Origin of the sequence: Deinococcus betulae (assembly GCF_020166395.1) — a bacterium.
In the GTDB taxonomy this organism is placed as follows: domain Bacteria; phylum Deinococcota; class Deinococci; order Deinococcales; family Deinococcaceae; genus Deinococcus; species Deinococcus betulae.
Map to the genome: position 1 here is coordinate 37,710 of NZ_JAIQXU010000015.1, position 11,379 is coordinate 49,088.

General features: G+C 70.1%; 9 protein-coding genes. 5 read left to right on the plus strand and 4 right to left on the minus strand.

Annotated features, from left to right (window positions below; all coding sequences use genetic code 11):
* The first annotated feature begins 87 nt into the window (after positions 1-87).
* The 4 genes from K7W42_RS12205 to K7W42_RS12220 are packed head-to-tail and all read left to right on the plus strand — an operon-like array spanning position 88 to position 3,924.
* Positions 88-807: an AzlC family ABC transporter permease gene (locus K7W42_RS12205; protein WP_224574978.1), complete on the plus strand. Its 720-nt coding sequence runs from the start codon at positions 88-90 to the stop codon at positions 805-807.
* The gene (locus tag K7W42_RS12210) at positions 804-1,163 is read left to right on the plus strand and encodes an AzlD domain-containing protein (protein WP_369411349.1); all 360 of its coding nucleotides are present in this window, start codon (positions 804-806) and stop codon (positions 1,161-1,163) included. The genes K7W42_RS12205 and K7W42_RS12210 overlap by 4 nt, the downstream gene beginning before the upstream one ends.
* Positions 1,160-2,785: a PASTA domain-containing protein gene (locus K7W42_RS12215; protein ID WP_224574979.1), complete on the plus strand. Its 1,626-nt coding sequence runs from the start codon at positions 1,160-1,162 to the stop codon at positions 2,783-2,785. Before K7W42_RS12210 ends, K7W42_RS12215 begins: the two co-directional genes overlap by 4 nt.
* Before the next feature lie 5 nt (positions 2,786-2,790).
* Positions 2,791-3,924: a cysteine desulfurase family protein gene (locus tag K7W42_RS12220; RefSeq protein WP_224574980.1), complete on the plus strand. Its 1,134-nt coding sequence runs from the start codon at positions 2,791-2,793 to the stop codon at positions 3,922-3,924.
* A 282-nt stretch (positions 3,925-4,206) separates the two neighbouring features.
* Here K7W42_RS12220 and K7W42_RS12225 read toward each other — a convergent pair whose 3' ends face one another.
* The 4 genes from K7W42_RS12225 to K7W42_RS12240 all read right to left on the minus strand — a co-directional run bounded on the left by K7W42_RS12225 (position 4,207) and on the right by K7W42_RS12240 (position 10,468).
* Positions 4,207-5,055 (minus strand): immunity 49 family protein, encoded by an 849-nt coding sequence (locus tag K7W42_RS12225; RefSeq protein WP_224574981.1) that lies wholly within the window; start codon positions 5,053-5,055, stop codon positions 4,207-4,209.
* Positions 5,052-8,981 carry a hypothetical protein gene (locus K7W42_RS12230; RefSeq protein WP_224574982.1) on the minus strand — a complete coding sequence of 1,310 codons (3,930 nt, stop codon included), beginning with the start codon at positions 8,979-8,981 and terminating at the stop codon, positions 5,052-5,054. The genes K7W42_RS12225 and K7W42_RS12230 overlap by 4 nt, the downstream gene beginning before the upstream one ends.
* Positions 8,982-9,290: 309 nt before the next feature.
* Positions 9,291-9,971 (minus strand): Nif3-like dinuclear metal center hexameric protein, encoded by a 681-nt coding sequence (locus K7W42_RS12235; protein ID WP_224574983.1) that lies wholly within the window; start codon positions 9,969-9,971, stop codon positions 9,291-9,293.
* The gene (locus tag K7W42_RS12240) at positions 9,968-10,468 is read right to left on the minus strand and encodes a P-loop nucleotide/nucleoside kinase family protein (protein ID WP_224574984.1); all 501 of its coding nucleotides are present in this window, start codon (positions 10,466-10,468) and stop codon (positions 9,968-9,970) included. The genes K7W42_RS12235 and K7W42_RS12240 overlap by 4 nt, the downstream gene beginning before the upstream one ends.
* Positions 10,469-10,538: 70 nt before the next feature.
* Here K7W42_RS12240 and K7W42_RS12245 point away from each other — a divergent pair, with 70 nt between their 5' ends.
* Positions 10,539-11,237, plus strand: coding sequence for a hypothetical protein (locus tag K7W42_RS12245; RefSeq protein ID WP_224574986.1), 699 nt, complete (start codon positions 10,539-10,541; stop codon positions 11,235-11,237).
* Positions 11,238-11,379 lie beyond the last annotated feature (142 nt).

Below are 11,379 nucleotides of genomic sequence, written 5' to 3' on the forward strand. Positions count from 1 at the left end.
ATCTCCCAGCGCTCTATTCCCAGTTACAGGCCCAGGAGCGGCCCGTCAGCGCGGTGGTGGACTGGCGGGGGCGCTAGGGTGAGGCACATGACGACCTTCCAAACAGGCTTCTGGCAAGGCTTCCGGCTGATGCTGCCGCTGTGGCCTGGGGTGGTGCCGTTTGCGGTGGCCTACGCCGTCACGGCGCGCGGCGCGGGCCTGAGCCTGTGGGACACCTGCCTGATGAGCCTGACCGTGTTTGCCGGGGCCAGCCAGTTCGCGGCGGCCGGGCAATTTGTGGGCAGCACGCTGCCCCTGGGCGCCGCACTGGCGCTGGTGGGCACCACCTTTCTCCTGAACGCCCGGCATCTGCTTTACGGCCTGAGCCTGTCACGGCAGCTGCCGCTCAGTGGCCGTCAGCGCATCCTGGCCGCGCAGTTCCTGACCGACGAGGCGTTTGGCGTGGTCACCGTGGCGGGGACGCGCACGCCGGGGGGCGTGACCTTCGCGCTGCTGCTGGGCGCCGAACTGAGCCTGTACGCGGCCTGGAACGCCGCCACCTTGCTGGGTGCCCTGGCCGGCCAGGTGCTGCCGGGACCAGCGGCGCTGGGGGTGGGCGTCATCTTTCCTCTAGCCTTTTTAGGGCTGCTGGTGCCGCTGCTGCGGGGCCGCCCCGAGGTGCTGGTGGCGCTGGTGGCTGGACTGGGGGCGTGGGCTCTCTCGGGCCGGGTGCCGGGTGGGCTCAGCATTCTGCTGGTCGGGGTGGGCGGGGCGCTGCTGGGCGCCTGGCTGGTGACCCGCCGCGCGCCAGCTGCGGAGGCCGCGTGAGCACCTGGGCCGTCATTGGGCTGATGTGGGCGGTGACCTTCGGGCCGCGCCTGCTGGGCCTGAGCCTGGGGCGCCTGGAACTGACGCCCTTCTGGCACGCCTTCTTGCGCTTTGTGCCAGTCAGCGTGTTTGCCGCGCTGATTGTGCCCGAGATTCTGGGCAGCCCCGAGTGGCTGCGCCGACTGGTGGGGGCCGCCGTCGCCGCGCTGCTCGTCTGGCGCCAGGGCAACCTGGCCGTGGGTCTGCTGGGCGGCTTCGGGGCGTACTGGCTGGCGCGGGTGGGTGGCGGGGCTGTAGCCTCCTCACGCGGGCCTGACCTGTCCCAGCGCCAGCGCGCTATGCTGCGGGGCGCATGACGGACCAGGGCAGCGGCAAAGTAATAGACGGCAAATACGAGGTGCTGCGCGAACTGGCCGTGCAGGGGTCAGTCACGCTGTCCGAGGTGCGCGCCGCCGAGGGCGTCACCCGGCAGGTGGCGTGGTTTAACGTCGCCTCCCCGGCCGAGCGGCAAGCCTTTCACACCTACCGCTCGGCCCTGCGCGCCCTGGCCCCCGCCGGCCTGACCGATGTGGTGGCGCGGCCCGGCGCCTATTACGCGGTGTGGCAGCCGGTGGCCGGGCAGCCGCTGGACACCGCCCTGGCCCAGAAGGTCAAGCCGCAGGAACTGATTGACGGGGTGCAGGCCCTGAGCGCCCGCCTGGCCGAACAGGGGTACGCCCTGGACGACGCCCAGGTGGTCGTGGAGGGCACCGAGCCGCGCCTGGCTTACCTCACCCCCCTGCCAGCCCCCCGCTCCGCCGAGGACCTTGCGGCGCGCAACGCCCGGTTCCTGACCCCACTGCGGGGCGGGCGCGTGAAAAAGAAACGCGAGCCGGGCGGCTGGCTCACCTTTATTCCGGGCCTGCTGCTGCTGGGCGGCGCCGGTTACCTGGGCGCGCAGGCCGCGCAAACCTACCTGAACCCCCCGGTGCGCGAGGTCATCGCCGTGACGGGCCAGGACGCCCTGCGCGGCGCGCGCCTGCTGGCCAAAGCCGGGTTCCGCGTCACCTACAACGAGGGGCAGGCGGGCGGGCGCCCGATTGGGTCGGTCATCCGCCAGGACCCGCCCGCCGGCACCAACCTGCCGGTGGGGCGCCTGGTCACGCTGACGGTCAATAACCCCCCCGCTATCGAGGTGCCGCGCCTGGAAGAAATGAACCTGGATCAGGCGAGAGACGCCCTCAAAGACCGCGCCATGACGGTGGGCAAGGTTGTAAAGGTGGACGGCACCCTGACGAGCACCCCTGAAGGCCGCATCGTGGCGCAGCTGCCTGAAGCCGGGTCCAGCGCCCAGCAGGGCCAGCCGGTGCAGCTGATGGTCAGCACCGGTATCAGCGGCAAGGAAACCTGGCTGCCCAACCTGGGCGGTATGACCTATGACCAAGCCCGCGAATACGCGCGCGCCGCCGGCCTGGTGGTCACGTCGGTGACGCCGCAGCCCAGTGACCGGGCGGCGGGCACGGTGCTGGAACAGACGCCCGCCGCCTTCGTGCGGGTCAAGGTGGGCAGCGCCGTGAAATTGACGGTGGCCACCTCGCGCTACAGCGCCCCCAGCCGCCCGGCGGGCGACCTGCCGCTGCCGCCTGCGCCGCTGCCCACCGTGCCCGAGCAGCCCACCGAACCCGAACCGGCCCCTGTGGACAGCGGCGTGACTGACCCGGTGGTTCCCGACCCCCAGCCCGTCACCCCCGATGAGATTCCACCTGTTCCCGTGACCGAAAGCCGCAGTGTCAGTTTCGCCTACACCTTTCCCACCGACCTGCCGGAAGGCACCTATACCCTGGCCGTGCAGGACGAGACGGGCGAGCGCCCCCTGGACTTCAGTTACGCGGCGGCCGACATCGCCGGGCAGCGCGCCACCACCACGGCGACGGTGACGGGCGACGCCGTGTTCATCATCCGGCGCGACGGGGCGGACTTCGCCACTGTCACGCCCTGAGCGCCATGATTTACCTGGACTACGCCGCCACGCACCCCATGACCCCCGAGGCGCTGGCCGCCTACGCCGCCGCCGCCGCGCTGCCCGGGAACCCTGCCAGCATTCACGCCGCCGGTCAGGCCGCCCGTGAGCGGCTCGAAGAGGGCCGCGCCCGCGTGGCGGCGGCGCTGGGTGTGGACCCCCGAACCCTGCTGGCGAACAGTGGCGGCACCGAAGGCGACAACCACGTGCTACTGGGCGTCACGCGCGCCTGGCAGGAGGTCCACGAACGCCCGGGCCACTTGATCACCACGCCCACCGAGCATTCGGCGGTGCTGGCCCCGGCCCGCGCCCTGGCCGCGCAGGGCTGGGCGGTCACGTGGCTGACCCCCGACGCCTCCGGACGCTACGACCCAGCCGAGCTGGCGGGCGCGCTTCGACCAGATACGGCGCTGGTGTCTATTCACTACGCCAACAACGAACTGGGAACGGTGCAGGACACGTCCGCACTGGCCGCTCTGGCCGCGCAGGCGGGCGTGCCCTACCACACCGACGCGGTGCAGGCGCCGGGGGTGCTGCCGGTGAACCTGCCGGCCTGGGGCGTGAGCTACGCCAGCTTCAGCGCGCACAAATGGGGCGGGCCGCGCGGGGTGGGCTTTCTCTATGTGGCGCGCGGCGCCGACTTGCCGCCCCTGACCCTCGGCGGCGGTCAGGAGGGAGGCCGGCGCCCCGGCACCCAGGACACGGCGGGCGTGTACGCCGCCGGTGTGGCCCTGACCCACGCCGAGGCCGCGCGTGAGGCGACATTTGCCCACCTGACAGCCCTGCGGGAGCGCTTTGTGGCCGCTGTTCAGACCATTCCGGGCCTGCGCGTGAACCACGCCCCAGAGGGCAGCCCCAAGGTGGCCAGCGTGACCCTGCCGGGCGCCGACGGCGAGGCCCTGCTGATGAACCTGGACATGCTGGGCATCGCCGCCAGCGCGGGCAGCGCTTGCAGCGCCGGCACCATGCAGCCCAGCCACGTCCTGACGGCCATTGGCCTGAGTGAGGCCGACGCCCGCGCCACGCTGCGCTTCAGTTTTGGGGCCGCCACCACGCCTGCCGAGGTGGACGCTGCCGCCCAGGCCCTGACCCAGGCAGCAGCCTGGAGCCGGAGCTGACAGGGGCACTCTAGACTGAGGCCTAAAGGCAGCACTTGACTCCGCCCACGTTGCTGTCTCTTGCAGCCGCTCTAGAGCAGTGAAAGGGCGGCCCCCTTCACTGCTCAGCGTTCAACCCTGAGACGGATGCCGCTTCATGACGGCACAGCCGTAAGGGCACCGTCTGCGCCTCCCTCTCGCGGCATTCGTACCTTCTCCTGCTCGCTCTCCTGCGGAGCTTTGCAAGTCCGCTCGGATTTCACCGAGCAGACTGCTCGATTCAATCGGAGTCCGTATGAGCGCCTAACCCAGCAGTTCCAGCGGCAAGAGGGGGGACTGTACCGTGACCTTCAGCCCCCGGCGCCGGGCCAGCGCGCACAGTCCCAGAGCAGGTAGACAGATCCAGGCCACTGACTTGTTTCTCAGGTCCTCGTCGCGCTGATAGTACTTGACATGGCGCTCCAGGGCCAGGCGCACTTCGCCGTTAAAGCCGGCCTCGTCGCCCTGGGCCAGGCGGGTCATCATGCCCGCCTCACACATGGCGATCTCGGTGGCAAACGCCTGGTCTTCAGGGTCGAGCCCCGGCGCCTGCATGGCGTCCAGGGCGGCGATCAGTTTCTCCAGCACATCCGGCGCGCGGGTGTAGAGGGCCTGCGCCGCCTCAACCTGCAAGGTGCGGTAGGCGGGCGCCCGCGTCGAAGAAGCCGCAAACACCGGGGCGTAGGGCCGCATCAGCGTTTCTGTCATCACGACCGGCTCATCCCAGAGCAGGGTGAGATAGAAGGCCTTGAACCAGTGGCCAGGAGAAGCATTGGCGGGCCCCGTCGTGGTGCGCCCGATACTCAGGAGGCTATGCGGCGGGTTGGGCAGCAGGACTTCCAACTCCTTCTCGCCCTTGGGGAAGAGAGAGAGGTACAGGGCAAAGGCTTCGGCGTTGCCCGCCAGCCACGCCATGTTGCCGCATTCAGGGTCCGGCGCACGGCCAGCCAGCACCAGCAGGGTGGTCAGGTCATAGGCTTTGGTGGCCAGCCAGGTCAGGTTGTGCTGCGGCTCCTCGGCGCGGGCCAGGGAATCGCGCACAGACTGACGGTACCAGGCAATGTCCTCTTCCAACGTTTCAAAGACGTACTCTTCCGCCAGCACGTGACTCATGGCTGGCCTCCCACCGGATTCAAGTCAAACTCACGCACCACCACCTGCGTAACCTCGTTGCTCACGGTGACCTGACCCGTCTGGGCGTCGGTTGTGCGGGTGGTGACCACAGGCGCCCGGACCTCCAGATAATTCACGTTGCCCTGCTCGTAGGCGCCGTCCAGCGTCCGGCCCACAGCTTTGAGGTCCGCGTTGCGGTTACGCACCATGTTGTTCAGGATATCGGTGAAGTAGTCCTTGCTGCCCTGCTCGGCAAATTCGCCGGATTCAATGCGGCGGCGCCCCAGCGGACTGGAGCCGCCCTTGGCTTCAATCACGATGTACTTCAGCTTGCCGTTCGCGTCCTTGACCCGCCACACCTGGTCAAAGTCCCCGGAGCGGGACGGCGCGCCGGGCGGCGGGTACACCAGATCGGATTCGGGGTACTGACTCTTGATGTAGTTGGTGCCGGCCAGTTCGCCCAGTTGCCGGCTCTCGTCCCGAATCTGCTGGTCCAGCACCTTCATGCGCGCCAGGTCTGCCTCGGTGGCGCCCAGCCCCTTGAGTTCCAGCAGGTCCCGTTCCTGCTGGGCCAGGGCGCGGCGGTCAAGCCGTTCTTGCACCTCGGCTTGCAGCTTCAGGTCCTGGCCGTCGCGCTGGCCCACCACCAGCTCGTTGTCCCAGTCATGCTTGGCGGCGTCGCCCTTTTTGGCCGGAATCGTGGCGTCACCAGTATTTTCGAAAGCGCGCGTGGTCTCGTTGTAACGCATGGGCGCGTTGTTCTTGTCGGTCACGTTCAGCTGAGGCCTGGTTTGGCCTTCGTACAGCGCCCACTGGTAGCCGTCTGGGGCGTCGGGCCAGCCCAGTTCCTTGGCCGCCACAGGGCCGCGCTTGAGCCGGGTGTCCACCTGCCCCACGGTGTCGGGGGTGGCCTCGGGGCTGGCTTTGGCCTTCTGGGCGTAGTCCCTGGCATACGCGTCGGCCAGATTGGCCTGCTCCAGCAGTTGCTCGCGCTTCAGAGGGCTGGGCGCGAGGTCCGCTTCCTGGCGCAGTCTGGCCGCCGTTTGCAGGTGCTTCTCGGTCTCGGCGGTCAGCCGGGCGCGCTCGGTCCTTGGCCTGGGGCTGGTCGGTTCAAACCCCAGCATGTCCTGAAGTTTGGCGCGGGTGCGGTTAACCAGACTGTTGTCGGCCCGCAGGTCGCGCGCCGCCGCCTCATGCTGCCGGAGGGTGGCCGGCGAGGTCTCCGGCCCCACCTCGATGCGTGTTCGGCCGTCCGTATAGCCCTTCACGCTGGCCTGGTCGCCCCGGACCTGAAGGTTCATCTCTGTGGGCACCGTGCCGTGCCGGTTGCCGGTCACGTTATTAACCCGGTCGCCCAGGGTGCTCCCAAAGCGCTCGCCCGCCGCCGTGGCCTTGGTCTGGAGGCCGCCCGCCCGGCCCGGCAGGCGGGTGGTGGCCGCGCCGACGCCCGTCCCAATCGCCATCATCATGATGGCCTCGGGGCTGGAAATGCTTTTCAGGGCGTCACCCAGGGACGCGCCAGTCATCAACTCGCCCAGGACGCTGCCGCCCAGGTCGAACGTGGTGCCCACGGCAAAGGTGCCGGCCTTCTGGGTCAGGCCGCTGCCCAGCAGGCCCGCCGTGCCCAGTTTGCCCGCGATCAGGCCGCCGGCTCCGCCCAGGGCGCCGCCCACCGCGCCCAGCACGGCGGCCTTGCCCACGCCGTCAAACAGGCTTTTCTGGAACTTCGCGTCCATGCCAATGTTGTCAATGGCGTTGTTGCCCATCTGAATGACGGCGCCGCTGGCGGCCCCCACCAGGGCGCCGCCCACCACCGCGCCGATGGCCCCGGCCGCCGCGCCGGCCCCCAGTGCCCCGGCCATGGCGCCCACCGCCGCAATCACGGCCGGCCCCGCCACCACCGCGACCACGATGATGACGGCGACCATCAGGGCAATCTTGACCCAGGCTTTCCAGCGCGGCTGCACCTGCGCGGCCGCCTTTTCGGCATTCTCGCGGATAGCGGCGTCTTCCTGCGGAAAGTTGGCCGAGAGCCCCTCGCGCAGGGGCGGCAGGGTGGCGCGCAGCTCCTCGGGCAGGTTCTTGAGGGCGCGGGCATACAACCCGTCCAGGCCCTGTTCCAGCGCCGTCAGGGTCTTGGCGGTGCTCTGCGCGTCCTGTTTGGTGCCCTGCTGATGGGCCTTGGTCAGGCCCTGAAAGAGGGCCAGCGCCTGCGTCACGACCGCCTGGGTCGAGCGGTCAAACCCGGCGGCCTGCGCCGCCCCCTGCCCCACGGCGGCGCGGGCCACCTGACCCAGCGCGGCGCTCGTCTGGGCGGCGCCCTGGCTCAGGCCTGCCGTCACCTGCGCCGTGCCCTGGGTAAAACTCAGCTGCGCGCGCTTGACACCCGCCGTGATGCCGCGCTGGGCCTGGTCCAGCGTGCGCTTCAGGTCCGCCGGGTCGGGCGCCTGGGCGCGGGCGACCTGGGTGCTAAAGGCGCTCAGCTGGCTGTCCAGCTGCTTGGCCAGCCCGGTCACCGAGCGGCCCAGCGACGTGCTGGCGCTGCCCGCCTGCCGGCTGAGCGCCGCCTGCTGCGTCTGCGCCTGTCGGGCAATGGCGGCCAATTGCGCGCCCTGGGTGGCGTCCAGGCCGCTCAGGGTGCCGGCCAGCTGGGCACGCAGGCTGCTGCTGAGGCTGCTGTAGGCCGCCTGCGCCTGCTGACGCGCCTGCCGCTCCCGCGCGCTGATGCGGCGGTGAGAGGCGTCCAGATGCTGTTTCAGGAGGCGCTCGGTGTCCTGCAGGGCCAGGTCAATGTTTTTCAGGTCCTTGCCCAGGCCGCCGCTCTCGCCCGTTAACTTGTTGGCCTCGTCCTGCGCCTGCTCCTGAAAGCCGGGGGCGTAGGCCGCGCCCACCTCCCGCGCGGCGCCCGCACGGGCCTTCCAGCGGTTGTCCGTCAGGGGCCCTTCCAGAAAGCTGTCATTCTCGCCGGTCACGTTCGATTCGTAGGCCTGGGCCTGGGTTTCGGCGCGGCTGCGGGCCTCCTGGCCCACCTCACCGCCCACCCGCACATAATCGGCTTTCAGGCGCTCGTATTCGGCGCGCACCGCGCTTTTTTGTGCGCTGGCCGCCGTGCGCGCGGCGGTGACCGACGCCGCATACTGCGTCTGCGTCTGGGTGCGCGCCGCCTGGGTGGCGGCCGGCAGCGCGGCCAGCGCCGCCGCTTTGCGCGCGGCCAGCTGCGCCGTGCCGGCGGCGGCGCGCGCCCGCGCCCTGGCTTTTTGCGCCGAGATGCCGGCGCGGACCTTGCCCTGCTGCGTAGTGGCGGCGCGCGCCACCTGCGCCCCAGCTTTGCGGGCCTGGGTCTTCAGGCGGGTCTGAGCCGCGCCAGCCTGCCGCTGCAAGGTGCCCACCTGCATGCGGTTGCGCCCCAGAAAGGCGCTGGCCAGCGCCCCCGAGGCCTTGCGCTGCGCCGCCAGTTTCCTGTTCGCGGCCGAGGGCGACACGCCCGCTGCTTTCAGTTTCGCGTGGTCCAGCTTGGGCTTGGCGAACTGGGCGCGCACCGGACTCTTGGCGGCCACCTTGGTCAGGCGGGCGGCTGTCGTCATGGCGGCTTTGGGGTTGAGGGACGAGGCCTTGAGGGCGGGCTGAGGCACCACTTTGGCCGGCAGGGTCGGGCGCTTGACCGGCTGCGGGGGGGGGGCTGCCTTGACCTGAGGCTTGAGCACCTGGGTGGCCCCTTTCTGGGCCGCTGCAAAGGCCTGGGCGTGGCTGGCCAGGTTGGGGGCGGGGCGCCGAGCGGCCGGCACGCGCCGCACCTGGGCCGCGACCTGTGGCGGCCGGGCTGGCGGCAAGCCCACCTGCTCAGGAGCCTGCGGCCCCGTCTGGCTGGCCCCGCCCTTAGTGGGCTGACCGGGCTTGCCCCCCTCCCGCTTGCGCTCTGCGAACATGACTCATCGTACAACTCCGGGGCGAAGCTGCTCACCGTAGCTTCCAGAACGCCTGAGAAGGATCTAGACGGAATGACTGTTCCAGACGTGTCCGAGAGCCTTTGGGGCATTAAGGAATAAGGGTTCCGGGCATGCGTTGGTAATTCAGAGACTTTCCAGAATGTGGGCGTTTGAAACAGAGGCCGACTAAGAAGTTGCCGGCCAGAACGAGTGGCTTTGAAGGAAGACGGCGCAGGGCGCTCTGTCTAAATCGACATCCAGTGTCACGCGACTGACGTTCCTTCAAGCCTCAGGATAGATAGGAGTCACTCACCTGACCGCGCCGTACAGGCTGGTTTCTAGCCCCGGAAACGCGGCGCGCAGCTGGTTAGCCAACTGCCCCAGTCCCCACCACTCGGTGCGGCGGTGCCCCAGGGCAATCAGACCCAGGCCCGCCGCCTGCACGGCCGCGAGGGCCGAGGGCCGCTGCTGCCCTGTCAGGTAGACCTGCGCCCCCTGTGCCGCCGCCAGCGTCACGGTGCCCGGACTGAGGCGGTTCATCAGCGCTACGCGCAGCGGCCTTGCCACGGGCTCCCTGGGCGCCAGGGCCTCATCCTCACCGCCCAGTTCGGCGTGAAGGGCGGCCCGCAACTCCTCCCAGCTGGCCTGAGGCGCCGTGGCCAGCAGTCCGGCTGGCTGGCCTTCCCAGTGCAGCAGCTGTACCGCCGTCCAGCCCAGTCGCGCCGCCAGCACGCGGTTCGGCCCAGTGGTCAGGTGCAGGTCAAAGCCGTCGTGGGCGCCCAGCACCCCCAGCCCCGGCCAGCCCTCCCCCACCCCGCGCGAGCGGTGCAGAAACAGGGCATCCGCCTGAAGGTCAGTGGGCAGTTCTCCCGGTTCCAGCGCCAGGGCCAGGCGGGTCACTGCCTCTGGGCCGGGGCGCTTGAGGGGCTGAGGCTCGGCCAGGTAGGCGCCCAGCCAATCGGCCAGAGCCGAGAGGGTGGCCGGACTCATGCCGGCCACCGGTGAACGACGGCCCGGTAGGGCGGCTGGGTGGTGGGGGCCAGCTCAGCGTGGTCGGGCCCCTCATACCACCCAGCCCAGGTCTCCAGTTCGGCGCGGGTGACAGGGAAAGTGTGGGGCGGTAGGGCCGCGTTGCGCGCGTCCAGCCGCGCCCACAGGGTCTCCAGCGGCACCTCCAGCACATGCAGCTCGAACGCCACGTCCAGCGCCGCCGCCCGCGCCCGGAACAGGTCGCGTTCCTGGCGGGCCCAGCAGCCGTAGTCCAGCACGACACTCATCCCCAGGGTCAGCACCCGCGCCGCCACGTTCCACAGCAGGTCGCTTTCCAGCAGCCAGCGCTGTTCCCCAGCCTCACCCGCGCCGAACAGCGGCGCCATCCACTCGTCGGGAGTCAGGCGCAGGGCCGCGCGCCCAGTCTCCAGCTGCCGCGCCAGCGTGGTCTTTCCGGCGCCGGGCAAGCCCACGAGCAGCATCAGGGTGGCGGCCATGTGGGCAGCATAGCGGGCCGGGGCCACAACTGCGGTCGCCCCCGGCGCCTGGCCACGCCAGACTGCATGGGTGACGCCCACCTCGCCGCCCGTGACCCTGGCCACGCCCCTGAGCCTGCGCAGCTCGTTCCGGTTTCCTGTGCAGCATGCCCAGGCCCGCCGGGAGGTGCTGCTGGGGGCCGCCCTGCTGCTGGTCTTTCCGCTCGGCTGGCTGCTGAACATGGGGCACCGCATCGCCCTCGTTCACGCCATGCACAGAGGCCAACCCGCCTGGCCCGCGTGGCCGGCCTGGGGGCGCCAGGGCTGGGACTGGGCCGGCTGGGGCACGCTGCTGCGCCACGGCTGGCTGACCTTTCTGGGCATGGTGCAGTACCACAGCCCCGCCCTGGCCGCCGAGGCGCTGGCCTGGGGCCTGCACAGCCCGGCGCTGCACCTGCTGGCGGCGCTGCTGTGGGTGCTGGCCACCGCCGCCGTGCCCGGCTACATGACCCACTACTGCCTGAACCTCGACCTCCGCGAAATCTTTGACCCCTGGCGGGCGCTGCGCCGGGTCCACGAAGGCGGCCGGGCCTACTGGCACGCCTGGGGCGTCGTGCTGTGTGCCCTGGCCTGCTCCTTTCTGGGCCTGCTGGCCGGTGGCGTGGGCTTCCTGGTCAGCAGCGTGTGGTTCTGGCAGGTGGCGGGATTCAGCTTTGCCACCGTATTTACACAGCGATTTGAACTGGGCGCAGCCGCAGGCCCACCCCCGCTGACCCCTCAGACGAACTGATGCGGATTCCGCTGAATTGCAGCACAGCAAAGACAGGCACCGCCTGCGCTTCCATATCGCGAAATCCGTAGCTGTTCCTGCTCGCTCTGCTGCGCAGCTTTCCAAGTCCGCTCGGATTTCAGCGAGCATTCTGCTCGATTCA